General features: G+C 64.9%; 23 protein-coding genes. 4 read left to right on the top strand and 19 right to left on the bottom strand.

Features of this window, described 5'->3' with window-relative positions; genetic code table 11:
• Positions 1 to 61: 61 nt before the first annotated feature.
• From JN302_RS13710 to JN302_RS13695, 4 genes are all read left to right on the top strand, one after another.
• Positions 62 to 907 (top strand): tetratricopeptide repeat protein, encoded by an 846-nt coding sequence (locus tag JN302_RS13710; protein WP_202312844.1) that lies wholly within the window; start codon positions 62 to 64, stop codon positions 905 to 907.
• 189 nt (positions 908 to 1,096) lie between these two features.
• Entirely contained in the window at positions 1,097 to 1,576 is a 480-nt protein-coding gene (locus JN302_RS13705; protein WP_202312842.1) for a DUF992 domain-containing protein, read from the top strand.
• A 101-nt stretch (positions 1,577 to 1,677) separates the two neighbouring features.
• The gene (locus JN302_RS13700; RefSeq protein WP_202333251.1) at positions 1,678 to 2,157 is read left to right on the top strand and encodes a DUF992 domain-containing protein; all 480 of its coding nucleotides are present in this window, start codon (positions 1,678 to 1,680) and stop codon (positions 2,155 to 2,157) included.
• A gap of 72 nt (positions 2,158 to 2,229) precedes the next feature.
• A complete protein-coding gene (locus tag JN302_RS13695; protein ID WP_244846318.1) occupies positions 2,230 to 3,666 on the top strand; it encodes an MFS transporter in 1,437 nt (478 codons plus the stop codon).
• Between the two features lie 62 nt (positions 3,667 to 3,728).
• Here JN302_RS13695 and JN302_RS13690 read toward each other — a convergent pair whose 3' ends face one another.
• The 19 genes from JN302_RS13690 to JN302_RS13600 all read right to left on the bottom strand — a co-directional run bounded on the left by JN302_RS13690 (position 3,729) and on the right by JN302_RS13600 (position 22,695).
• Positions 3,729 to 5,126: an NAD(P)(+) transhydrogenase (Re/Si-specific) subunit beta gene (locus JN302_RS13690; RefSeq protein WP_202333250.1), complete on the bottom strand. Its 1,398-nt coding sequence runs from the start codon at positions 5,124 to 5,126 to the stop codon at positions 3,729 to 3,731.
• A 3-nt stretch (positions 5,127 to 5,129) separates the two neighbouring features.
• The gene (locus JN302_RS13685) at positions 5,130 to 5,552 is read right to left on the bottom strand and encodes a proton-translocating transhydrogenase family protein (protein ID WP_202333249.1); all 423 of its coding nucleotides are present in this window, start codon (positions 5,550 to 5,552) and stop codon (positions 5,130 to 5,132) included.
• Complete coding sequence (locus JN302_RS13680) at positions 5,552 to 6,943, bottom strand: Re/Si-specific NAD(P)(+) transhydrogenase subunit alpha (RefSeq protein WP_202333248.1); 1,392 nt, start codon at positions 6,941 to 6,943, stop codon at positions 5,552 to 5,554. Before JN302_RS13680 ends, JN302_RS13685 begins: the two co-directional genes overlap by 1 nt.
• A gap of 77 nt (positions 6,944 to 7,020) precedes the next feature.
• Positions 7,021 to 7,821, bottom strand: a complete 801-nt coding sequence (locus tag JN302_RS13675; RefSeq protein WP_202334279.1) for an ABC transporter ATP-binding protein — start codon at positions 7,819 to 7,821, stop codon at positions 7,021 to 7,023.
• A 44-nt stretch (positions 7,822 to 7,865) separates the two neighbouring features.
• The gene (locus JN302_RS13670; protein WP_202314746.1) at positions 7,866 to 8,642 is read right to left on the bottom strand and encodes an ABC transporter permease; all 777 of its coding nucleotides are present in this window, start codon (positions 8,640 to 8,642) and stop codon (positions 7,866 to 7,868) included.
• A 65-nt stretch (positions 8,643 to 8,707) separates the two neighbouring features.
• Entirely contained in the window at positions 8,708 to 9,700 is a 993-nt protein-coding gene (locus JN302_RS13665; protein ID WP_202333247.1) for an ABC transporter substrate-binding protein, read from the bottom strand.
• A gap of 269 nt (positions 9,701 to 9,969) precedes the next feature.
• Positions 9,970 to 10,743: an SDR family NAD(P)-dependent oxidoreductase gene (locus JN302_RS13660; protein ID WP_202333246.1), complete on the bottom strand. Its 774-nt coding sequence runs from the start codon at positions 10,741 to 10,743 to the stop codon at positions 9,970 to 9,972.
• Between the two features lie 36 nt (positions 10,744 to 10,779).
• Complete coding sequence (locus JN302_RS13655) at positions 10,780 to 11,775, bottom strand: CobW family GTP-binding protein (RefSeq protein ID WP_244846317.1); 996 nt, start codon at positions 11,773 to 11,775, stop codon at positions 10,780 to 10,782.
• 2 nt (positions 11,776 to 11,777) lie between these two features.
• A complete protein-coding gene (locus JN302_RS13650) occupies positions 11,778 to 12,245 on the bottom strand; it encodes a RidA family protein (protein WP_202333245.1) in 468 nt (155 codons plus the stop codon).
• 31 nt (positions 12,246 to 12,276) lie between these two features.
• Positions 12,277 to 13,020, bottom strand: coding sequence for a GntR family transcriptional regulator (locus JN302_RS13645; protein WP_202312833.1), 744 nt, complete (start codon positions 13,018 to 13,020; stop codon positions 12,277 to 12,279).
• Positions 13,021 to 13,449: 429 nt separating this feature from the next.
• On the bottom strand, positions 13,450 to 14,439 hold the full coding sequence (locus JN302_RS13640) for an isochorismatase family protein (RefSeq protein WP_202333244.1): 990 nt from the start codon (positions 14,437 to 14,439) through the stop codon (positions 13,450 to 13,452).
• Positions 14,436 to 14,636, bottom strand: coding sequence for a 2-hydroxymuconate tautomerase (locus JN302_RS13635; protein ID WP_202333243.1), 201 nt, complete (start codon positions 14,634 to 14,636; stop codon positions 14,436 to 14,438). Before JN302_RS13635 ends, JN302_RS13640 begins: the two co-directional genes overlap by 4 nt.
• Positions 14,617 to 15,321: a resolvase gene (locus tag JN302_RS13630; protein WP_202333242.1), complete on the bottom strand. Its 705-nt coding sequence runs from the start codon at positions 15,319 to 15,321 to the stop codon at positions 14,617 to 14,619. The genes JN302_RS13635 and JN302_RS13630 overlap by 20 nt, the downstream gene beginning before the upstream one ends.
• The gene (locus JN302_RS13625; protein WP_202333241.1) at positions 15,318 to 16,664 is read right to left on the bottom strand and encodes a dihydroorotase; all 1,347 of its coding nucleotides are present in this window, start codon (positions 16,662 to 16,664) and stop codon (positions 15,318 to 15,320) included. Before JN302_RS13625 ends, JN302_RS13630 begins: the two co-directional genes overlap by 4 nt.
• Complete coding sequence (locus JN302_RS13620) at positions 16,661 to 17,551, bottom strand: dipicolinate synthase subunit DpsA (protein ID WP_202333240.1); 891 nt, start codon at positions 17,549 to 17,551, stop codon at positions 16,661 to 16,663. The genes JN302_RS13625 and JN302_RS13620 overlap by 4 nt, the downstream gene beginning before the upstream one ends.
• Positions 17,548 to 18,636 carry an NAD/NADP octopine/nopaline dehydrogenase family protein gene (locus tag JN302_RS13615; protein WP_202333239.1) on the bottom strand — a complete coding sequence of 363 codons (1,089 nt, stop codon included), beginning with the start codon at positions 18,634 to 18,636 and terminating at the stop codon, positions 17,548 to 17,550. Before JN302_RS13615 ends, JN302_RS13620 begins: the two co-directional genes overlap by 4 nt.
• Positions 18,637 to 18,797: 161 nt before the next feature.
• The gene (locus JN302_RS13610; protein ID WP_202333238.1) at positions 18,798 to 19,229 is read right to left on the bottom strand and encodes a GlcG/HbpS family heme-binding protein; all 432 of its coding nucleotides are present in this window, start codon (positions 19,227 to 19,229) and stop codon (positions 18,798 to 18,800) included.
• 19 nt (positions 19,230 to 19,248) lie between these two features.
• Complete coding sequence (locus JN302_RS13605; RefSeq protein ID WP_244846316.1) at positions 19,249 to 21,426, bottom strand: malate synthase G; 2,178 nt, start codon at positions 21,424 to 21,426, stop codon at positions 19,249 to 19,251.
• Positions 21,427 to 21,438: 12 nt separating this feature from the next.
• Positions 21,439 to 22,695, bottom strand: coding sequence for a D-amino acid dehydrogenase (locus JN302_RS13600; RefSeq protein ID WP_202333237.1), 1,257 nt, complete (start codon positions 22,693 to 22,695; stop codon positions 21,439 to 21,441).
• Between the last annotated feature and the right edge of the window lie 135 nt (positions 22,696 to 22,830).

Below are 22,830 nucleotides of genomic sequence, written 5' to 3'. Positions count from 1 at the left end.
CCGGGGATTGAAGGGCAGACGCTCCCAGGTGAGAGGAAGATCGGGTGAGAGGAAGATCGGAATGAACGGCATTACCGGCGGCCGGAAAACCTCATGGCGCGGCAATGCCCCGATGCTCGCCTTCCTCGCGCTGCTGCCGTTGGCGGCGTGCCAGAGCGGCCCGACCGGAGAACTGACCACCATCGATGTGGCGCAGGGTTCGAGCGAGAACATCTCCTCGCTGACCTCGGTGATCGAGCGCAATCCGCGCGACCCGGAAGCCTACAACACGCGCGGTTCGGCCTATGGGCGCGGTGGGCGCTACAATGAGGCCCTGCGCGATTTCGACAAGGCCATCGAGCTCAATCCGAGCTACTATCAGGCCTACGCCAACCGGGCTCTGATCCAGCGCTTCCTCGGCGACCAGCAGGCGGCGCTCACCGATTACAATCGCTCCATCCAGATCAATTCGAGCTATGATTCGGCCTATATCGGCCGCGGCAATCTCTACCGGAAGGCAGGGCGCACCAAGGACGCCTTCAACGATTTCCAGAAGGCGATCCAGCTCGACACGACCGATCCGCGTGCCTATCACAATCGCGGACTGATCTATCAGAGCCAGGGCCAGCACACTTTCGCCATCGAGGATTTCTCGACGGCCATCTCGCTCTCGCCCGACGCGCCGGAGCCCTATAACGGGCGCGGCCTGTCATACCTCGCCCAGAACGACGAGGAAAACGCCTTCGCCGACTTCAACACCGCGATCAAGCTGAACGACCGGATCGCCGAGAGCTGGGCCAACCAGGCGCTGATCTACGAACGGCGCGGCGACAAGGCGAAGGCCGCCAAGTCCTATGCGCGGGCCGCCCAGCTCGATCCCAACTACAAGCCGGCGAGCGAAGGTCTGGCGCGCACCCGCGGCGGCTGAGCGTCTTGGGGCGCGCCCGCGCGTCCTCTCTCCATCTGATCGCGTTTTTCGATGTCCCGCGCTGGTTGTCGCCATTGCAGCGCGTTTGCTGTCGCCTTGCCGGAAAGCACGGGCTGGGTTGTGAGCGGGCGGAACTTCGTACGCCTTCGCCGGTTTACCGTGGGCGACAGGTAGATATGGAGATTGCACATGGTGAAGAGACTCATCCTTTCGACCGTCGCCGCAACGGCGGTTCTCGCAACGCCCGTGCTCGCACAGGGCCGAACCGAGGTCGGCATGCTCGACTGCAATATCGCAGGCGGCGTAGGGTTGATCCTCGGCTCCAGGAAGGACGTGAGCTGCCTGTTCAAGCCGACCGACGCGAACAAGCCGGCCGAACAATATGTTGGCACCGTGACCAAACTCGGGATCGATGTCGGCGTGACCGGCAAGACTGTTATGACCTGGCTGGTCGTCGCGCCCACTTCCGATCCCCTACCCTTCGGGGCTCTCGCCGGCAGCTATGTCGGAGCGAGCGCCGACGCGAGTGCAGCGATCGGCGGAGGCGCCAACGTGCTTATCGGCGGATCGAACAAGACCCTGACGTTGCAACCGCTGAGCGTGCAGGCGCAGACCGGCCTCAATGTCGCGGTCGGCGTGAGCGAGTTCACGCTTCGTCTGGCTGGCTGATCAGCCTCTTTCCGAAAGGTCCGCCCGGCACATAGGCCTTACACTCGCCGGCTTGCCTCGATATCTTCCCGCGAAGGCTCGACGCCTTCCCGGGGAGAAAAATGAAGAAGCTGGTGCTTGCGACGACGCTGCTTGCAGCGGTGGGGGGTGTTGCGGACGCCGCACAGGAGGGCGTGGAACTCGGGCTTCTCGGCTGCGCGATCGAGGGCGGCACCGGCTTCATCTCCGGCTCGACCAAGAATCTGAGCTGCGTCTTCAAGCCGGCGGATCAGGGTTTCGAGCCCGAATCCTATTTCGGCGCCGTCACCAAATATGGTCTCGATATCGGCGTGACCGGCCAGACCTTCATGCAATGGCTGGTGCTGGCGCCGACGAAAAACATCTATGCCCCTGGCATGCTGACCGGCGATTATGTCGGAGCCGGCGCGGAGGCGACCGCCGCCATCGGTGCCGGCGCCAATCTCCTGGTTGGTGGCTCCGGCCAAAGTTTCATCCTGCAGCCTCTGAGCATCCAGGCGCAGACCGGAATCAACATCGCCATCGGGGTCAGCCAGTTCCAGCTGCGCAGCATGGCCGAGTAGGCCACCCGGTCTGGTACTTTCCGCCTCCTGACCGGCGGGACCATCATCGTCGCCGAATCGAGGAGACCGCCGGTGATCGAGCACGACCAGCCGCGCAGTATCGACTGGTGGGGGCTCTGGCGGAGCGGCGACCTCGCACGCTTCTGCTTCGTCAGCCTCGGCATCTTCCTTCACGCCACCAACGAAACCATGGTCGCCACCGTGATGCCGGCGATGGTCGGCGATCTCTCGGGGGTCGAACTGGTCGGCTGGTCGCTCGCCATATACGAGCTCGGCTCGATCGTCGCAGGCGCCGCGACTGGGCGCCTCGTCACTTATGTGGCGTTGCGCACGAACGTGGTCGTGGCCGCCCTGTTGTTCGGCGCCGGCGCCCTGGTCTGCGCCCTCGCACCCTCCATGATCTGGTTCCTCGCGGGTCGCCTGCTTGAAGGCTTTGGCGGAGGCGCACTCGTCGCACTGGCCTTCGTTTCGGTCGAGCGGCTCTTTCCACGCGCGATCTGGCCCCAGCTCTTCGCCATCATGTCTGCGATCTGGGGCGTCGCCGCCTTCAGCGGGCCTCTGCTCGGGGCGCTGTTTGCCGAATCACTGTCCTGGCGCTGGGCCTTCGGCATGTCGGCCCTGGGCGGCCTGGCCATGGCCGCGGCCAGCTACGCCGTGCTGCGCGGGCCGAAGGCAACACGCCCGAGCGGAACCGGCGAACCCGCCCCTTTTCCGGCCATGGCCCTCCTCGTGCTCGCCGTCGGCGTGCTGCTGGTCGCCACGGCGGGGGTCAGGATCGAGCCGGTACGGTCGAGTGTGCTGCTCGTACTCGGCCTGGCCGGACTCGCTTTGTTCTTCGCGCTCGACGCCCGCAAGCCTCGCTCGCGGCTCTTTCCGAGCCGTCTCTTCGACTGGCGTACTCCTGTGGGCAACGGCATGGTCATGGTCGCGGCCTTCTCCGTCGCCACCTGCTCCTTCCCGCTCTACGGTCCGCTGCTGCTCACCAGCCTGCACGGCATTTCCGTGCTGACAGCGGGTTACATCATCGCGGCGGAATCGATCTCCTGGTCCGTGCTTTCGATCCTGGTGGCCAATGCCCGCCCACGGCACGAACGGACGATCATCGTCACCGGCGCGATCATGATAGCGGCGGGCATCGCCGGCTTCGCCTGGACGGTTCCGTTGGGATCCATCCCGCTCATCCTGATCTGCGCCATGCTGCAAGGCGGCGGGTTCGGAATCGCATGGCCCTTCGTCACCAGGACGATCGTCGCATCGGCGGCAGCGGAGGAACGCACCATCGCGTCCTCCGCCGTACCGACGATGCAACGCATCGGTTACGCCGTAGGGGCGGCCACGACCGGCATCATCGCCAATGCGGCAGGCTTCTCGCAGGGCCTCACTGCCGCAACGGCCGCCGGCGTTGCATCATGGCTGTTCCTCGCCTTCGTGCCGCTCGCCTTGCTCGGCTGCGTCGCGGCGGTCAGGATCTCCGGTGCGGCCTCCCGGCTGCAGCCCGAGACGGCGTGAACATTCCGGCAGAAGCGTCCGACATCTCTGCCGGGCTCTCGTGTGCTGGATAGCCGTTCGGCTCAGTGGTCGAAGGCCTTGACGATCTCTTCGGTCATCTTCTTGGCGTCGCCCAAGAGCATCATGGTGCCGTCCTTGTAGAACAGCGTGTTGTCGATGCCGGCATAGCCCGAGCCCAGCGAGCGCTTGACGAACAGGCAGATGCGCGCCTTGTCGACGTCGAGGATCGGCATGCCGTAGATCGGGCTCGCCTTGTCGTCGCGCGCCGCCGGGTTGGTCACGTCGTTGGCGCCGATCACATAGGCGACGTCGGCCTGCGCGAACTCGCTATTGATGTCTTCGAGCTCGAACACCTCGTCGTAGGGCACATTGGCCTCGGCCAAAAGCACGTTCATGTGGCCCGGCATGCGGCCGGCCACCGGATGGATGGCGTATTTGACCTCGACGCCGGCCGCCTTCAGCTTGTCGGCCATCTCGCGCAGCGCGTGCTGGGCCTGCGCCACCGCCATGCCGTAGCCCGGCACGATGATCACCTTCTGCGCGTTCATCATCAGATAGGCCGCGTCGTCGGCCGACCCCTGCTTCACCGTGCGCTCGATGCCGTCGTCGGCGACCGCCGCCGCCTCGCCGCCGAAGCCGCCGAGGATCACCGAGATGAAGGAGCGGTTCATGCCCTTGCACATGATGTAGCTGAGGATCGCGCCCGACGAGCCGACCAGCGCCCCGGTGATGATCAGCGCCAGGTTGCCCAGCGTGAAGCCGATGCCGGCCGCCGCCCAGCCCGAATAGGAGTTCAGCATCGACACCACCACCGGCATGTCGGCGCCGCCGATCGGGATGATGATCAGCACGCCGAGCACCAGCGACGCCGCCACGATCAGCCAGAACGCGATCGTGCTCTGCGTGGTCACCAGGAGCACGATCAGCACCACCAGCGCGATGCCGAGCGCGGCGTTGACGGCATGCCGGCCCGGCAGCATGATCGGCTTGCCCGACATGCGCCCGTCGAGCTTCAGGAAGGCGATGACCGAGCCGGTGAAGGTGACCGCGCCGATCGCCACGCCGAGGCTCATCTCGACCAGCGCCTGGCCGTGGATGGCGCCGAGCGAACCGATGCCGAAGCTTTCCGGCGCATAGAGCGCGGCCGCCGCCACCATCACCGCGGCAAGGCCGACCAGGCTGTGGAAGGCCGCCACCAGCTGCGGCATCTTGGTCATCTGGATGGAGCGCGCCACATAGGCGCCGACGCCGCCGCCGATGGCCAGCCCGACCACGATCAGCGCCAGCCCGCCGAGGTTCGGCGTGGCCAGCGCCAGCGTGGTCAGGATGGCGATCCCCATGCCGATCATGCCGTAGAGATTGCCCTGCCGGCTGGTCGTCGGATGCGACAGGCCGCGCAGCGCCAGGATGAACAGGATGCCGGAGACCAGATAGAGGAAAGAGGCGAGATTGGCGTTCATCGCTTACTTCTCTTTCTTCTTGTACATGGCCAGCATGCGCTGGGTCACCAGGAAGCCGCCGAAGATGTTGACGGCGGCGAGCATGAGCGCGACGAAGCCGAAGCCGGTGGCAAGGCCGGAGGCCGAGATGCCCACCGCCAAAAGCGCGCCGACCACGATCACCGACGAGATCGCGTTGGTGACCGACATCAGCGGCGTGTGCAGGGCCGGCGTCACCGACCACACCACGTAATAGCCCACGAAGATCGCCAGCACGAAGATGGCGAAGCGGAACACGAAGGGATCGATGGCGCCGCCCGACAGCGCATGCGCCGCATCGCCGGCCGCATCGGCGGTCGCCGGCGCCTGGGCCAGATCCGCGATCGCCATCCTGACCGCCGCCACCGACTGCTCGAGCTGGTCGAGGGCTTTTTCCAACTGTTCCATCACGCCTCTCCCCCGGTTTTGGGCGCCGCCGCTGGTTTCGATGACGATTTGGCCGCGGCAAGCGGCTTCGCCGGCTTGTCCGCCGCGGCAGCTGCCTTCGCCGGCTTGTCCGCGGCAACCGGCTTCTTCGCGGGTTTCCTCGCAGCAGCCGCTTTGGTCGGCTTGTCCGCGGCAGCAGCCTTGGCCAGCTTGTCCGCGGCAACCGGCATCGCCGGCTTGTCCGCCGCGGCAACCGGCGCGGCCGTCACGCTGGCCGCCGTATCGGCGAAGGCCGCATGCACCACCTTGCCGCCGTCGGTCAGCATGGTTGCCTTGACCAGCTCATCCTCGCGGTTGATCGACAGCTGCTTGCCCGCCTTGTCGACCAGCGTCTCCAGGAAGGCGTAAAGGTTCTTGGCGTAAAGCAGCGACGCCGACGCCGCCACCCGGCCCGCCACATTGAGATGGCCGACGATCTTGACCCCGTTGGCCGTGGTCACGATCCTGCCGGCCTCGGCACCCTCGACATTGCCGCCACGCTCCACCGCCAGGTCGACCAGCACCGATCCCGGCCTCATCGAGGCCACCATCGCCGCCGACACCAGCCGCGGCGCCGGACGCCCGGGGATCAGCGCCGTGGTGATGACGATGTCCTGCCTGGCGATGTGCTCGGCCGTCAGCGCGGCCTGCTTGGCCTGGTATTCCTTCGACATCTCCTTGGCGTAGCCGCCGGCGGTCTCGGCCTGCCTGAACTCCTCGTCCTCGACCGCGATGAACTTGGCGCCGAGCGAGGCGACCTGCTCCTTGGCGGCGGGCCGCACGTCGGTCGCCGTCACCACCGCGCCGAGGCGGCGCGCGGTGGCGATCGCCTGCAGGCCGGCCACGCCCACCCCCATGACGAAGACCTTCGCCGCCGGCACCGTGCCGGCCGCCGTCATCATCATCGGCAGGGCCCGGTCATATTCGGCCGCCGCGTCGATCACCGCCTGGTAGCCGGCCAGGTTGGCCTGGCTCGACAGCACGTCCATCACCTGGGCGCGGGTGATGCGCGGCATGAACTCCATGGCAAACGCCGTCACCCCGGCGCGCGCCAGGGCCGCCACCGCCGCGTCGTTGCCATAAGGGTCCATGATGGCGATGACGGCCGAACCTGATTTGTAGCCCTTCAGCTCCGCCTCGCTCGGCCGGCGCACCTTCAACACCATATCGGCCCGGCCCGCATCGGAGGCCTTGCCGATCGCGGCGCCCGCTGCGGCGAAATCCGCATCGACGATGCGCGAGCCCAAACCCGCACCGGCCTCCACCACCACGTCGAAGCCGAGCCCGACAAGCCGCTTCACCGTCTCGGGCGAAGCGCCCACGCGGGGCTCGTTCGCGTCGATCTCCAATGGGACAAAGATAGTCTGAGGCATCCCGCTCTCCGCGCAACTGTCCGCCCGCCGGGGATAGTCCCCGGCGACGCGCATGCCTGTCCTGTCGGGTCTGACAGCTAGTGGGCTACGAGGATGCCCTTGGCCTCGAAGATCTCGCGGATCTGCCGGACATAGCCATGATAGGCCTTGTCCTCATGCGTCTTGCTCCACTGGCGCGGACGCGGCATGTCGATCTTCAGGTCCAGGTCGACGCGGCCCGGGCGCGGCGACATGACCAGAACCCGGTCGGCGAGGAAGACGGCCTCGTCGATGCCGTGGGTGATGAACAGCACGGTGTTGCGGACCCTCAGCCACATGGCCTGCAGATCCATGATCATCTGTTCGCGGGTCAGCGCATCGAGCGCGCCGAACGGCTCGTCCATCAGAAGCAGCCCCGGCTCCTGGATCAGCGCGCGGCAGATCGCGACGCGCTGGCGCATGCCACCCGAAAGCTCCGACGGATATTTGTTGCCGAAGCCTTCGAGGCCGACCTGGGCAAGCAGTTCCTCGGCCCTGACGCGATATTTGGCCAGGTCCTTTTTCTTGATCTCGATCGGCAGCAGGATGTTGTCGAGGACCGTGCGCCAGTAGAGCAGCAGGTCGGATTGGAACACGACGCCGATCTTGGGATGCGGCTTGCTGACGCCCTCTCCGTCGATGGCGATCCTGCCGGTCGAGGCCGACGTCAGGCCGGCCAGGAGCGAAAGCAGCGTGCTCTTGCCGCATCCGCTCGGGCCCACGACGGCAACGAAGCTGCCCGGCTCGATTTGGAGGTCGATCTTGTCGAGCGCCAGGACATCGTCGTCTTCCCGGGTCTTGTAGATCTTGGAAAGCCGCGAGATCTCGACCGCCGCGCCGGCTTGGCTGGTGGCTTGCATGGACTGCCTCACTGTCGTTGTCGTCATTGCGGCCTGCCGTCCGGTCACTTGGCGGCGTCGCGCTTGTAGGTGACGCGAGCCTCGATCGAGTTGATGATGAAGTAGAGGATCACCCCGAGCCCCGAAATCGACACCACGGTCGCGAAATTCAGAGTCGTGTCGAACAGCGAATTGGCCTGGAGTTGCAGATAGCCGAGGCCACGCTCGGCGGCGACATATTCGCCGATCACCGCGCCGATCACCGCCAGCGAGACCGCCACCTTGAAGCCGCCGAAGATGTTGGGCAGCGCCGCCGGCAGGCGCACCTTGAAGAAGGTTTGCCATTCGTTTGCTCCCATCGAGCGGACGAGATTGACGAGATTCTTGTCCAGCGACTGCAGTCCGACCACGGTCGAGATGACGATCGGGAAGAAGGAAATGAGGAAGGCCAGCGTGATCTTGGGCGCCCAGCCATAACCCAGATAGAGCACGAGCAACGGAGCCAGCGCCACCTTCGGCACGGTCTGCAAGGCGACCAGGATGGGATAGATGGCCCGTTCGAACGCCCGCGAATAGAAGATGGCGAGCGCAAGCGGGATGCCGATCACGATCCCGAGAAAGAAGCCCGAAACCACCTCGAAGAGCGTGACATAGGCATGTGACAGAAGCAGCGGGAATTCGCTGACCATGCGTTCCGCAATGGCGAGCGGCGTCGGCAGGACGAAGGCCGACAGGCCGGCCAGAGGCACCAGGATCTGCCACGCGCCGATCAGTGCCGCAGCGAGGAGGAGCGCCGAATAGCGCTCCAGGAAGCTTCCTCGCACCTTTTTCTTGCCAGCCATGCTCCTGCCCTGCTTCTTCTGCGCCTGCCCGGCGCTCAACACGTCAGCATTTGCCACTTCAGGCCTCACTGCTTCAAAAGGTCATTGGTATAGAACGACGAAAGCGGCTTGGCTTCGCCGATGTCCTCGACGCTGCCGATCAGCTTGAGTGCCTCGGCAATCGCCTTCTCGTCGATCCAGCCGACCGGCGTGCCCGCGGAGGAGTGAATCGATGCCGACGTCTGCTCGACCTGCTGCTGCACCACCTTGTCCGATGGCCCGGCCTGCCAGACCGCCTTCAGCGCGGTCGTGGCGGCGGCGGGATCGGCGCGGGTCATCTCGATCGCCTTGGCGTTGGCTGCAAGGAAGCTCTTAAGCGCAGCGCCCTTCTTGGCGATGCCGTCGTCGCTCGCTACCACCGCCATGCCGGGAACGGCAAGCCCGTATTCCGTCAGGTCGAGAACGGGATATTTGACGCCCGTCTTGTCTTCGAGCACTGGCAGGTCATTGGTGAGATAGACGCTGACCACGTCGACCTGCTTCTGCAGGAACTGCGGGACACGGGACTGGGAGTCCATCTGGACCTTGTTGACCTTCGCACAGTCGATCTTGTTCGCCTCGCAGAAGACACCGAGATAGGACGTGCCGGTCTCCCCCACCGAGTGGGCGATCGACTTGCCCTCGAGATCCTTCGGCGACGTGACCGGCTTTTCGGGATGCGAGATCAGCACGACCGGCGCCTCAGGCTGGTAAAGCGCGATGATCTTGACCGGCATGCCCTTCTGGATCGCCGAGATGGCAAAGATGCCGGGCAGGACGACCACGTCCTCCTGGGCCTGGACGAGCGACCCGAGCGCGGCCTGCGAACCAGCCCCTTCGCCCAGCTTCGGCGTAACGCCGGCGTCCCTGTAGACGCCCTTCTCTTCGCCCAGATAAAAGAACCCGTACTCGCCTTTGAGCTTCCAGCTGAAACGGACATTCAAATCCTCGGCCATCGCGCTTTGGCTGGCCAAGATGGATCCGACTGCCACTGTTGCGGCGAGTGTCAGGCTGCGAACGAGACTTGTGGCGTAAGACATTCTTCTCCTCCCTTGGCAGGCGCAAAAACGCGCCGCGCGACCGACGCAGCCGCGTTCAAACTCCCTCGAATGCGGTGTGCTCCTCAGCACTCAATCCCCATTCTTGATCTCATAGTGTGATCACAATTTTGGTTTGTCAAGCGGGGAATCGGGGCATCGCAATACACGTCTGCCGATTGATCAAACCAAGCGATAAAGGGCTGCCGGGTGCGCAACTGATCATTGCCAAACGGCGCCGACTATTTGTCGGCGACTGGTTCTGGTGACCGTCAGTCGGCGGTCCAACCACCGTCGACCACCAGCGACGTGCCGGTCACGAGAGCAGACGCGTCGGACGCCAGAAACAGGATCGCTCCCATCAGGTCTTCGACTTTTCCGATCCGGCCGAGCTTGATTCTCGCCTCGACGGCAGCCAGCCCGTCGGCGTCGAGGCCGTAGGAACGAGTCAGCGGCGTGTCGGTGAAGGTCGGCGCGACCGTGTTGACACGGATGCCCTTCGGGCCAAGTTCAACGGCAAGCGCCTTGGTGAGGCCCTCGATCGCGAATTTGGAAGCGACATAAACCGAACGGTTCGTCGCGCCGACATGCCCGAGCTGCGACGAGACGTGAATGATCGACCCCTTGCGGCCCATGGTCAGAATCTTCCGCGCCACCGCCTGGGCGAGAAAGAACGCGGCCCTGACATTCAATGCAAAGACCGCATCAAAGTCTTCGGCGCCGACATCGACGAATGGACCCGGCCGGTTGGTACCGGCATTGCTGACGAGGATATCGTATGGCTCAGCATCGCCCAGCGCATGTTCCACCCTCGCGATATCGGTGATGTCGATCACCAATGCATCGGCCTGGCCTCCCGCGGACCGGATTGCAGCGGCGGCCGCCTGCACCTCGTCTCGGGTCCGGGCCCGAAGCGTGACGTGGGCACCCGCCTGCGCAAGGCAGGCAGCGGCGGCGAGGCCGATGCCGCGTCCGGCACCAGTGATCAGCGCGCGACGGCCATCGAGGCGAAACGATGGTGTGACGGGGATGTGAACAGGCTCCATGGCGCGCCAGTTTCCGACTTGAGTTGCCGGTCTGCGTCAGGTCGAGGCGAAAGTCGACGGCAGAGCATTCTCGATCGCCGTCCTGGTCAGGTTGCGCGCGATGAAGACGAGCCATCCACGTGGCGCTCCATCGGGCCAGCGCGGCAGATATTCGGGCGGATAGACGACATGCTGCACGCCGTGGATCACCACCGGCCGCGGGTCGCCGCGCACGAGCAACAGACCTTTCACCCGCAGGATCGATTGCCCACGGTTTGCAAGCAGCAACTCCAGCCATTCGACGAAGGCCGGCCAATCGACCTCCTGCGTCACCTCGACCGTGAAAGTCTCGATGCCGTCGCTGTGCTTGCCGGCCGTCGGCAAGCCGTCGGCCTTGATGTAACGCGGCGCGCGGTTCGCTGCATTGGCGAAGATCTCGGCCGCACCCGGCATTGCACCGCGGCTCGAGGTCAGCGGCTGCACTGACGGGTTGACCTTGGCAAGGTCGAGACCGAGCGCATCGAGCCGCCAGCGTTCCACGAGATCGGACTTGGTGATGACGATATGGTCGGCAAGCGCCACCTGCTGAGCAGCCTCGGCGAAGCCGCCGAGGCTATGCGTGCCGCTGACACCGTCGACGGTGGTGACGATGCCGCCCGCGCGATAGGCACGGCGCAGCTGCAAATCCCCCATCACCGCGTGCATTATGGGAGCCGGGTCGGCGAGGCCCGTGGTTTCGACGACGATCCGCCGGAAGGGCGCGACCTCGCCGCGACCGGCCATGGCCGAAAGATCCGCCAATGTGGAGACGAGGTCGTCTCGCACCGCACAGCACAGGCAGCCCGACGACAGCAGCACGACATCCTCGGAGACTTCGCGCACCAGAAGATGGTCGAGCCCCACCTCGCCGAATTCGTTGATGACGACGACCGTGTCGGCCATTTCCGGCGTGCCGAGCAGATGCCTCAGGAGTGTCGTCTTGCCGCTTCCGAGAAAACCGGTCAGCACATGGACCGGTATCCTCGCGTCAACCGAGGCGGCGGCAGGCTGCACGATCAGTTCACCTCGAAGATGGCATCGACCTCTACAGGGACGTTGCGTGGCAACGAATAGCAGCCGACGGCGGCGCGGGCGTGACGCCCGGCCTCGCCGAAAACCTCGACCATCAGGTCGGATGCGCCGTTGATGACTTTCGGGTGATCCCCGAAGTCAGGTTCGGCATTGACGAAGCCTCCGAGCCGGATCACCCCGACCACGCGGTCGAGGTCGCCGCCGAGAGCCTGCTTGAGCTGTGCCAGGATGTTCACCGCGCAGAGCCGCGCTGCGGCCTGACCCTCCTCGACCGAGAAGTCGGAGCCGAGCTTGCCGGTATATTTGTCCTTGCCGCCTTCGGCGGGGACCTGTCCGGAAATGTAGACCTGGTTGCCGATCCTGCGCGCGGGCACGTAGTTGGCCGCGGGCGGCACGCTGTCCGGCAGATTGATGCCGAGCGCGGCGAGTCTTTGTTCGAACTTCCCCGCCATCACGGTTCCTTTCAATGACGATTCCGAAATCTCAATAATCGAAAAGCAGCTCCGGCCCCTGCGCGAAGGGAAGCTCGATGCCTTTCGAGCCCGCGACGCTGAGAAGCGCGCGGCAGGTGGTCCTGATGTCATGGACGATGCCCCGCTTCGCGGCAGTCGCATTGCCTTCCTTCAAGGCGTCGAGGATCGCCTCGTGGTCGGACGCATTCCACGGCATCGAAGGGATCAGCAGCGACATGTACATGGTCGGCCCGAATTGCAGCCAAAGCGATTCGATCAGAGGCATCAGCACTTCGGACTCAGCGGCCTCGTAAAGCGTGAAATGGAATTTCTGATTGGAAGACAGGCAGTTCAGTATGTCGCGCTTCTCGATTGCCTGGAGCAGTTGCCTGTTTATTCCGGTGAGTTCTGCAATCAAGGCCGGGCCCGCCTTCTTGGCCGCAAGCTCGGTCGCCATGCCCTCCAGCAGTTCGCGCACGGCGAAAAGGTCGCTGAGCTTCTCGGGCCCTAGCCGGGGCACTCGCACGGAACCGCCCTTGGTTTCCTCAAGCGCGTTGGCGGCGACGAGGCGGCTCAGCACCTCGCGAACCGGCATCGGGCTGGTGCCCAACCCCGCCGCCAGCTTGCGCAGGCTCATCACCTGCCCCGGCAGGAACGCGCCGACCATCAGCCCCCTGCGCATGTAGCGCAGTACATGTTCATGGACGTGACCACGCTCCCGCTTGGTCGTCTCCTGGGATTCGTTCTTGGTCACTTCGGTGTTTTCGATGCGCATTTCGCATCTCCGTCTTTCGCGCCTGGTCTCAGGACACCGGTTCCAGAACGTACCGGTATCCGCTCGCCTGCCCGCCGGCACCATCACGATACGTGTTGGCGACGCTGACTGTGATCTCACACTGTGATCAATAGATGATCCTTCGGTTCACGGCAACCGATAAGTCCGACACGGATACCGGCGGACAAACGACGCCGTGGAATCCGCCTGGCCCCAACCCGCTGCCGAAGGACTATCTTCGACAATGCCCGCCTTCGCTCCAACAACCATTTGCTGCATTGCTACCATGCGTAGAGAACCACGGAAGACTCGGCCCTTGCAATACGCTTGCCACCTATCCGCCCGCCGCACAATATTTGGCGGATCTTCGGTTCTCTGGGGCGTATCCGAAGCGGGCCGGCCGCATCCAGCGGCCGGCAGTTGCAAAGCTCAGGCGGTCGCGCCGACCTGATAGAGCTCGACCTTTGTCCCGTCGGGATCGGCGATGTAGATGGTCAGCCCGTACGGCCCGTCATGCAGCTCGTTGTAGTAACGCACGCCGGCACTCCTTAGCCTGGAGTCGAGCGCGCGGACATCGTTCACCTCGAAAGCGATATGGTCGAGCTGGCGATGCTCGGGCACCTTGCCGTTGATCAGGGCGATGCCCTGGTGGAAGGCGGTGAAGGGGCGACCGTCGGCGAGCGGCTTGGCCGGCCTGATCGTGAAGCCGAGCAGGTTGGTGTAGAAATCGACGGACTTGTCGATGTCGTTCACCATGATCAGCTGGTGGCCGTAACCCGTGACGCGCGGTCTCACCTGATCGTCGATCCAGGCGAGAATGTCGGAGGACGGAGCGATCTCGCAGAAATACTGCTTCCAGATCTGCTTGGCAGTCGCCTCCCACTCGGCATTGACGCCGGACACGCAGTCGTCCACGGCGATGACGTCGAGATCGCGCAGATAGGCTTCACGGATGCTCGTCTCGACACAAGCGTTGGTGGTGGCGCCCGTGACGAACAGATGCTGGGTGCCCAGCATCTTCAGCATCATCTCGAGGCGGGTCTCGTAGAAGGCGCCGAAGCGATGCTTGCGGATGACGAAGGACGGATCGAACGCCGCCAGCGGCTTCAGCTCGTCGATGATCTCTTCGTCCCAACTTCCGGCCAGCGCCGATACCTGCTTGCGCCGCGCCGTGTGCCCGGCGAGCTTCTTCCTGGCGCGGTTCTGGTCGGCCGCGAAATGCTCCTGCATCGTCCAGATCACGGGGATGCCGACATCCTGGCAACGCTTGATCAGCTTCGCCAGGGGCGAGACGATCGAGGAGAGACGCTTGGTGTCGACGCCTGAAATACCGAGCGTGCCCTTCTCGTGGATGAAGGCGTTCTGCAGGTCGATTACCAGCAGGGCCGACTTGCGGTAGTCGAGCGGAGCGAGGCTCATTTCTTGTTCTCCTCCATGTCGATCCCGAGCACGCCGCCACGGCCCCAGCTATCCTTCGGAGTTTCGTGGATCACGACATGCAGGTGGTCCGGCTTGCAGGCGGCCTCATCCACCATGGCTTTCGTTATGGCTTTGACGAGATTGCGCTTCTGCTCGACAGTGCGCCCCTCCCACATCTCAACGACGACGAACGGCATTCATCTTCTCCTTTTCTTCGGCGGGCAACGCGCCGGAAGCCCACACGGGCACGGCAGGCGCGAAGCCCGTAACCAGATCGTTGTTCGCCCGGTCGGTGCCGCTCAGCAGCCACAACGGACGGTTGGCGTAATTGATCAGGACCTGCTCCTCCATGCATGCGCGATTGGCGGGATGCTGCGGGTCGCGATCGAAATGACTGGTCGCCGGCATCAGCCTGACGACATAGAGCGGCTCCAACGGATCGATGCCTTCCAGCAGGTCCGGTCCGACGTCGCCGAGCCGCGTCCCGAGCACCGGCGGATCGGCGCGGCTGACGGGCAGGACGACGACCGCGCCGGCAAGCGGGGTTGCCGGCCAGTAGCGCCCTTCCCGACCCTCGCAGAGGAATCGTGCATAGCTGCGCGCCTCAGAGAAGAGTTCGCTGTCCCAGAGGATGACATCAGGCCCGATCAAGTCCTTGGCCGCTTCGATCACTCTGCTGCTCTCGCAAAGTTCCAGGAAGACCCATGGGTCCGTCAGGCCGACGGCATGGCCCCACGGATTGTGCAGCCCCGACAGCCGCTCCTGGCGGATCGTCGCCTTGCGGGCCACGATCCTGGCGACCGCCTCGCTCGCCGGCAGACGCGCCGGCATCAGCGAAACCCGTCCTGCCAGGTCCAGTCCGTCGGTGCCGAGCGGGCTCATGACGGGAGCGTCACGCAACGCCCGCGGCCATAATGGTCTTCGCCGACGACGCCGTTCTCATAGACGACTTCACCGCGCGCCACCGTCATTACGGGCCAACCCTTGAGTTTCCAGCCTTCGTAGATGCAGGTGCCCTTGCCCGTGTGGTTGACGGTGCGCTCCTCGTCGAGATCGACCATCACGAGATCGGCGTCGAAACCGACATCGATATGGCCCTTGCGCGGCCACAGGCCGAAGCGACGCGCCGGGTTGAAGGAGTTGAGCTCGACCAGCCGGGTGAGCGGCAGGCCGCGCTGATGAACGCCGAAATGCAGCATCAGCGACAGTTCCCAAGGGAAGCTCACGACGCCGGGGAACTCTGTCCAAAGATCCTCGAGCTTCTTCGGCAGGAATGGCACGTGATCGGTGCCCAGGCTGTAGACGGAGCCATTCAGCATGCCCTGCCACAAGCCTTCGAGTTCGTTGCGGTCGCGCAGCGGCGGGGAAATCTTTGCCCGCATGTCGAGATCCTCGTCGTAGCAGGTGCGGGTCAGATAATGCGGACAGGTCTCGACGGTGACATGGACCCCGCGCGCCTGAGCTTCTGCTGCCAGCACCGGCCCCATGCCGACCGAGGTGTGGACCAGATGCAGCGAGCAGCCGGTCCTCTCGGCGAGGAAGATCATGCGGCGGATCGTTTCGACCTCGCAGAAGGCCGGCCGGGATTCCGTATAGGCGCCGAGGTCCTGGCGGCCCGTCGCCGCGATCTCCTTCTTGATCCAGGAGGCGATTTGCGTGTTCTCGCAATGGACGTTGATGACCCCGCCGGGCACCTTGGACAGTATGCGCATGGCCGCGTAGACCCAGCCGTCCGTCGCAGGCACGATGCCGATCGGATTGTCGGGCTCGTAGCCGAAATAGCACTTGAACGACTTCACGCCCGTCTTGGCGATGATCTCCGGTATCTCCGCGATATGCTCCTCGCGCTGAATGCCGAAATGAAAGCCGAAGTCGATGATGGAGTTCTCCTCGCCGATCGCCTTCCGCTCCTCATAGAACGGCAGATACGACTCCTTGAGGTTGCGGATGTAGAGAAGGGCGGTGGTGACGCCGCCGGAAGCGGCCGCCGCGGTCTCCGTGCGCATGTCCTCCGCAAAGGGGAACTTCACGCCGAGATGGCAATGCGGGTCGATGATGCCGGGCATCAACACCCGGCCCTCGGCATCGATGGTGCGGCTGGCATCCGGCAGCACCTCGTTGGCACCGGTGAGAACGATCTTGCCGTCCTTCACCGCCACGCCGCCGTGGAACTCGCCGTCGTGGCGAACCACACGCGCATTCTTGATGACCAGATCCGCTTTCATGCCCTTTGCTCCATGATACCTTCGATGCGGCGGCTGATGCCGCTCCATTGGCTGCGGCCCACCGTGACCGGAGCGCGCGCGCCCATGCCGCGGGCCCAGACCGCCTTGAGGCCGAGTTCCAGCGCCGCATCCCGATCTATGGTTCCAGGCGGGGCGGCGACGTCGACCAGCAGCGCGTGCCTGGGAAGGAGCGCGAGCTGGTCGCGTTCCAGAAGCCGCTTGGGCACGCTGCCGATGACGATGTCCATGCGCGGCAGGACGTCGGGTAGCTGCTCCAGCGTAAGGGTCTCCGCGCCGGCGGCATAGGCGGCTGCGCGCTGCACGGAATTGCGGGCCGCCACATGCACATGAGCTCCGAGACCGACCAGCGTATTGGTGAGCAGCGAACCGATGGTACCTTGTCCGATGAGGCAGACATTGGATTTGTGGATGGTGATCTCGGTGTTCTCGATGATGACCTTCAGCACGCCCTCGACGATCGCCGGGCCGCGCAGCAGCATCAGGTCCACATCCCATTCATATTCGTGCAGCGTTATGCCGAGCGCCTCACAGTGACCCTTCAGATTGGGATCCGCCCAGCCGAGGATAATGTGGCCGGGCTTGCGCATGCCGGCCAGCATTTCGTGGGATGGAATGATCTTCTGGGGCGCCTTGGGCGCGAACAGGGCGCCTTCGGCCGTGATACCGGGGATCGGGAACAACGCGACGTCTGCCCCCTTAAGGGCATCGGCGGCATCGCTTGCGTGGTAGACGCCCTCTATGCCCTGGTCGGGCCAGGGAAACCCGTAGGCTCGCACTTTGGCGCCGGCCTTGACGGCGCAGCGAGCGATTTCCTGCTCGCGCGCATCACCTGCGACGACGGCAATGACAAGATCCTCCCAGCTCATTGCGCCCTCACCTTCTCGATCAGCCGATCTTTCGTCAGGCCGGCGATGCCCATCGCCTCCGCCGTGCGCCCACCCTTGCGATAGTCGGTACCGACGGCGATCTGGGCGAGCCTGTAGAGGGACTTCGCCACGGGCGTATCGACCTCAGCTATTCGAGCGAATTCGAGGAAAGGCAGCAGCCCGTGGCCGAAATCTTCCTTGTAGTACCGGTATTCGAGCGAATCCGGACCCTTGATGCGCTTGTTGGCTTCGCCACCGGAAATCGCCGCACGGAAATCCGCGGTGTCGACGACGTCGGCCTCGACGGTGCCGAGCAGCTTCATCTCCTCGACGAGGTTCGGAAGATCGTGGCCGAAAGCCTTGGCGACGGCGAGCCTTTCGTCGTCCAGTTGCCGCATGACGCGAGCGACGCCCGGCGTCATGGCATCCACATAGAAGGTGAAGTCGCCCCCGGTCGCCTCCACCCAGGCGGCGGCCAGTACCGCACCCGGCGGATGCAGCACCATATTGACGTTGGAGAGGTCGGAGGCGATCACGTCGGCGACGGGCGTCAGGCCGGGATAGAGTTTCGCAGCCATCTCGATCGCTCCGGCTCCGCCCTTGAGCGTGGCCGCCTTCAACTGCTTTGCGCGACCGCTGACGGTAACCGCGTCGGGGCGATACTTGCGAGCGACATAGGTCAGCGTGGAGAACTCGACCACCGGCGGCGCGGCCCTGCCGGAACGCGAGAATGTCTCGGCGAACTCCAGGGCGCCGCCAGTGTGGCCAGGGTTGAGCACCACGGGCCTTTCGGGCGGCCAGCCGGCTGCGGCAAGCGCACCGGCGATCGCCGAATGCGAGAAGGTCGGAAGTACCACCACGGCGACATCGACGCCCCCGATCGCGGCCTTCAGATCCGTGGTGATCAGCGTCGGCTTTGCGACGCCTTCCCCGAGCTTGCCCTCGAAGGCGACGCCGCCCAGCTTGATATGGGGCTCAAGCGTTTCGGCCGATCGCGCCCAGAAATGCACATCGTGGCCGGCCTGGACCAGTTCGGCGACGGATGCGGCACCGCCCGCCCCTGCCCCGAGTATCGCAACCTTCATTCTCTCCTCCGAGGTCCGAAGCACGGCAACGTGGCTGAGCCTTGAAACGCAGGTTCCGGGAGGCTCCCTTCCGCAGGCTTGCGTCGCGCTCATTGCCGTAAAATTTGATCACACTTTATGATCACATATAGAATTGTCAAGCTGAAGAATCCACCTCTGGACTAGCCAGCGACGGCCACGAAGCCTGCGGTTTCGATTCCAGCCACCGCGCACATCTCGTCATTGTCGGATGTGTCCCCGGTGATGCCGACGGCGCCGAGCAGAACACCGTCGGTAGACCGGATGAGAACGCCACCTGGCACCGGCACGATGCGGCCGCCGGAGACGCCGGAGAGCGCCTGCACGAAATGCGGTCGCTCGATCGCGGCGTTGTTGAGCCAGCGGGAGCCCGCCCCGACGGCAAGAGCGCCGTAAGCCTTGCCCGTGGCGATCTCGAAGCGCAGCATGGAAGAACCATCCTGCTTCTGGAAGGCGACGAGATGGCCGCCGGGATCCAGCACTGCTACGGACAGCGGCTTCAACGAGGCCTCCCTGGCCTTGGCGAAAGCCCGCTCGATGATCTCGTTCGCCTTTGCGAGAGTGAGACTGGTCACGTCGGTTCCTTTCCTCAGGTCAGTTCGCCTTGAGCTCCAGCCGCCTTCTGTGCAGCACCGGCTCGGTGTATCCGCTGGGCTGGATGCGGCCCTCGAAGACGAGGTCGCAGGCGGCCTGGAAGGCGATCGAGGCGTCGAAGTCGGGCGCCATCGGCCGGTAGAGCGGGTCGCCGGCATTCTGCCGGTCGACGACCGCCGCCATGCGCTTCAGCGTCGCCAGTACCTGGTCCTTGCCGCACACGCCGTGATGCAGCCAGTTGGCGATGTGCTGGGAGGAGATGCGCAGCGTCGCGCGGTCCTCCATCAGCCCGACATCGTTGATGTCGGGGACCTTCGAGCAGCCCACGCCCTGGTCGATCCAGCGCACCACATAGCCCAGGATGCCCTGCGCGTTGTTGTCGAGCTCGAGCTGGATCTCGTCGGCCGTCCAGTTCGGCCGCGCCGCCACCGGCACCGACAGGATGTCGTCGAGTTTCGCCCGGGCCCTGTTCCGCAGCCCCGCCTGCACCGCCTTGACGTCGACCTTGTGGTAATGCGTGGCATGCAGCGTCGCCGCCGTCGGCGACGGCACCCAGGCGGTGTTGGCGCCGGCCCGGGGGTGGGCGATCTTCTGCTCCAGCATCGCCGCCATCAGGTCCGGCATCGCCCACATGCCCTTGCCGATCTGGGCATGGCCCGACAGCCCGCAGTCCAGCCCGATGTCGACGTTCCACGCCTCATAGGCGGCAATCCACGCCGCCTGCTTCATGTCGCCCTTGCGGATCATCGGCCCGGCCTCCATCGAGGTGTGGATCTCGTCGCCGGTGCGGTCGAGGAAGCCGGTGTTGATGAACACCACCCGCTCGCTCGCCGCGCGGATGCACTCCTTCAGGTTGACCGTGGTGCGCCGCTCCTCGTCCATGATGCCCATCTTCAGCGTGTTGGGCGCCATCCCAAGCGCGGCCTCGACCCGGCCGAAGATCTCCACCGCGAAGGCCACCTCGTCGGGCCCGTGCATCTTCGGCTTGACGATGTAGACCGAGCCGGCCGGCGAGTTCTTGCGGCGGCCGGCAGGGCCGACGTCGTGCAGCGCGATCAGGCTGGTGATCATGGCATCCATGATGCCTTCCGGCACCTCGTTGCCGTCGCGGTCGAGAACGGCCGGATTGCCCATCAGGTGGCCGACATTCCTGACCAGCATCAGCGAACGGCAGCGCAGCGTAAAGCGCGAGCCGTCGGGTCCGGTGTAGTCGCGATCGGGATTGAGCGTGCGGGTGAAGGTCTTGCCGGCCTTGGCCACTTCTTCAGCAAGGTCGCCCTTCATCAGGCCGAGCCAGTTGCGGTAAACCACCACCTTGTCGGCGGCATCGACGGCGGCGACCGAATCCTCGCAGTCCATGATCGTGGTGATGGCCGATTCCAGCCACACATCGGCGATATGGGCCGGATCGTCCCTGCCGATGGCGGAGCCGGCATCGATCAGCACCTCGACATGGATGCCGTTGTTGCGCAGCAGGATCTGGCCGGGGGCGGACGCTTCGCCGAGATAGCCGGCGAACTGTTCGGGCTTCTTCAGCCCCGTCGTGCGGCCGCCGTCGAGCGACACGACAAGCGCGCCGCCCTTGACCGCGAAGCCGCGGGCTTCCTGCCAGGGTGCACCGGCGAGCGGCACGGCCTCGTTCAGGAAGTTGCGCGCCCATTGGATCACCTTGGCGCCGCGCACCGGATTGTAGCCCTTGCCCTTCTCCGCCCCGTCGGTCTCGGGGATGGCATCGGTGCCGTAGAGCGCATCGTAGAGCGAACCCCAGCGGGCATTGGCGGCGTTCAACGCATAGCGCGCATTCATGACCGGCACGACGAGCTGCGGCCCGGCGACCGAAGCGATCTCGGGATCGACATTCTGGGTGGTGACGGTGAAGGCCGGCCCTTCGGGCACGAGATAGCCGATCCCGGACAGGAAGGCCTTGTAGGCGTCCATGTCGGCGGGGGCGCCATGCTCCCGGTACCAGCCGTCGATCTTCTCCTGCAGCGCGTCGCGCCTGGCCAGCAGCGCCCGGTTCTTCGGCGCCAGATCGTGCACGATCGCCGCAAACGCCTGCCAGAACGCCGCCGCCTCGACGCCCGTCCCCGGCAGCGCCTCCCTCTCCACGAAGTCACGCAGCTCGCGCGCGACCTTCAGGCCGGCAGTCTCGACATAGGCTTGAGTGAACATGTTCATGCCCTCCTCCCGTCAGGCCGCGATGGCCGCGTCGACGCCGAACTCGCCGGCGATGCACTCGGCCACCATCTGGGCGGTCGCGGCCGAGAGCGTCCAACCGAGATGACCGTGACCAGTGTTGTAGAAGACGCCCGGCTGCCAGCCTTTGCCGACCCGCGGCATCATATTGGGCATCATCGGCCGCAGACCGGCCCAGGGCACCACGCGATTGGTGTCGACATCAGGGAACAGCATCCGCGTCCAGTCGACCAGCGGCTTGACCCGGTCGTGCCGGATGTCCCGGTTCATGCCGTTGAACTCGGCGGTGCCGGCGACCCGGAAGCGCCCGGTCCCGAGGCGGCTGGTGACGATCTTAGCGCGATCGTCGAGCAGGCTGACCCATGGGGCCGCATTCTGGCTGCGCTCCTCGTCGAGATGGACGGTGATCGAATAGCCCTTGACCGGATAGACATTGACGCGGTCGCCGAGCATGGCCGCGAAGCGGCGGCTGGCGGAGCCCGCGCAGATCACGACGCCGTCGGTCCCGATCGTCTCGGCAAGCGGCTCACCCTCTCCCAGGGTCCCGCTCCGATAGTCGATGCGAAAGCGCCCCTTTCGCTCCACGCGCTCGACATCGGCGTCGAAGATGAAGCGCGCGCCCCGCCGCTCGCAGGCCCTGGCGAGCCCGAAGGTGAATTTGTGCATGTCGCCGGTCGAATCCGACGGGGTATAGAAACCGCCGTAGAAATCGCCATGCAACGCCGGTTCGATCGACTTGACCTCGGCGGCGGAGACGGGGTGCCGGTCGAGTCCGCCTTCGACCAGCATCTGGTTGACCTTCAGCGCGTGCTGGAAACTCGGCTTGTCCCAGTAGATGTGGAGGATGCCGCGCCGGACATGGTCGAAGTCGATGTTCTCGCGCGCGGCGATGCCGAACAGATGCTCGCGCGCGGCAATCGCCAGCCGCGTGGTCTCCACCGTGTTGGAGCGGTAGCTCAGGATGTTGGAGACGAATTCCGCAAGCCAGGCATATTTGTGCCAGGTAGGCGCCGGGTTCATGAGCAGCGGCGCGTCGCGCCGCATCATCCATTTGATGCCCTTGAGCAGCGTCGACCAGTGGTTCCAGACCTCCGCATTGCTCGCCGAGAGCTGGCCGCCATTGGCGAAGGAGGTTTCCATGCCCGCGTAACGCTGGCGGTCGATGACAGTGACGGCATAGCCGCGTTCCAGGAGGGCATAGGCGGTGGTGACGCCGGTGATACCGGCGCCGATGACGGCGATATGGGGCATTTCATTCTCCGCGATCAAAGTTGGGAGCGGGCCGAGACCCGCGGTTCATCCCCAATCTGTCGCTGTACCTGAGAGCTTAACCGCGCCTGCGCGGCTTTCCCCTTCGGTGGGCACTCAAGGTGCCACTCTCCAGAT

It is taken from the genome of Mesorhizobium sp. L-8-3, assembly GCF_016756615.1.
Taxonomy (GTDB): Bacteria; Pseudomonadota; Alphaproteobacteria; order Rhizobiales; family Rhizobiaceae.
Note: the sequence above shows the minus strand (reverse complement) of the source record. Positions and strands in the feature narration are given on the sequence as shown.

Bases quoted from the DNA above. Each gene is read 5' to 3' on its own strand.
- JN302_RS13615 (WP_202333239.1), bottom strand. From the start codon at position 18,636: ATGAAGGTTGCGATACTCGGGGCAGGGGCGGGCGGTGCCGCATCCGTC.
- JN302_RS13635 (WP_202333243.1), bottom strand. From the start codon at position 14,636: ATGCCGTTCGTCGTCGTTGAGATGTGGGAGGGGCGCACTGTCGAGCAG.
- JN302_RS13685 (WP_202333249.1), bottom strand. From the start codon at position 5,552: ATGGAACAGTTGGAAAAAGCCCTCGACCAGCTCGAGCAGTCGGTGGCG.
- JN302_RS13650 (WP_202333245.1), bottom strand. From the start codon at position 12,245: ATGGCGGGGAAGTTCGAACAAAGACTCGCCGCGCTCGGCATCAATCTG.
- JN302_RS13680 (WP_202333248.1), bottom strand. From the start codon at position 6,943: ATGCCTCAGACTATCTTTGTCCCATTGGAGATCGACGCGAACGAGCCC.
- JN302_RS13700 (WP_202333251.1), top strand. From the start codon at position 1,678: ATGAAGAAGCTGGTGCTTGCGACGACGCTGCTTGCAGCGGTGGGGGGT.
- JN302_RS13625 (WP_202333241.1), bottom strand. From the start codon at position 16,664: ATGAAAGCGGATCTGGTCATCAAGAATGCGCGTGTGGTTCGCCACGAC.
- JN302_RS13600 (WP_202333237.1), bottom strand. From the start codon at position 22,695: ATGCCCCATATCGCCGTCATCGGCGCCGGTATCACCGGCGTCACCACC.
- JN302_RS13670 (WP_202314746.1), bottom strand. From the start codon at position 8,642: ATGGCTGGCAAGAAAAAGGTGCGAGGAAGCTTCCTGGAGCGCTATTCG.
- JN302_RS13630 (WP_202333242.1), bottom strand. From the start codon at position 15,321: ATGAGCCCGCTCGGCACCGACGGACTGGACCTGGCAGGACGGGTTTCG.
- JN302_RS13705 (WP_202312842.1), top strand. From the start codon at position 1,097: ATGGTGAAGAGACTCATCCTTTCGACCGTCGCCGCAACGGCGGTTCTC.
- JN302_RS13645 (WP_202312833.1), bottom strand. From the start codon at position 13,020: ATGCGCATCGAAAACACCGAAGTGACCAAGAACGAATCCCAGGAGACG.
- JN302_RS13620 (WP_202333240.1), bottom strand. From the start codon at position 17,551: ATGAGCTGGGAGGATCTTGTCATTGCCGTCGTCGCAGGTGATGCGCGC.
- JN302_RS13605 (WP_244846316.1), bottom strand. From the start codon at position 21,426: ATGAACATGTTCACTCAAGCCTATGTCGAGACTGCCGGCCTGAAGGTC.
- JN302_RS13690 (WP_202333250.1), bottom strand. From the start codon at position 5,126: ATGAACGCCAATCTCGCCTCTTTCCTCTATCTGGTCTCCGGCATCCTG.
- JN302_RS13710 (WP_202312844.1), top strand. From the start codon at position 62: ATGAACGGCATTACCGGCGGCCGGAAAACCTCATGGCGCGGCAATGCC.
- JN302_RS13665 (WP_202333247.1), bottom strand. From the start codon at position 9,700: ATGTCTTACGCCACAAGTCTCGTTCGCAGCCTGACACTCGCCGCAACA.
- JN302_RS13660 (WP_202333246.1), bottom strand. From the start codon at position 10,743: ATGGAGCCTGTTCACATCCCCGTCACACCATCGTTTCGCCTCGATGGC.
- JN302_RS13640 (WP_202333244.1), bottom strand. From the start codon at position 14,439: ATGAGCCTCGCTCCGCTCGACTACCGCAAGTCGGCCCTGCTGGTAATC.
- JN302_RS13675 (WP_202334279.1), bottom strand. From the start codon at position 7,821: ATGCAAGCCACCAGCCAAGCCGGCGCGGCGGTCGAGATCTCGCGGCTT.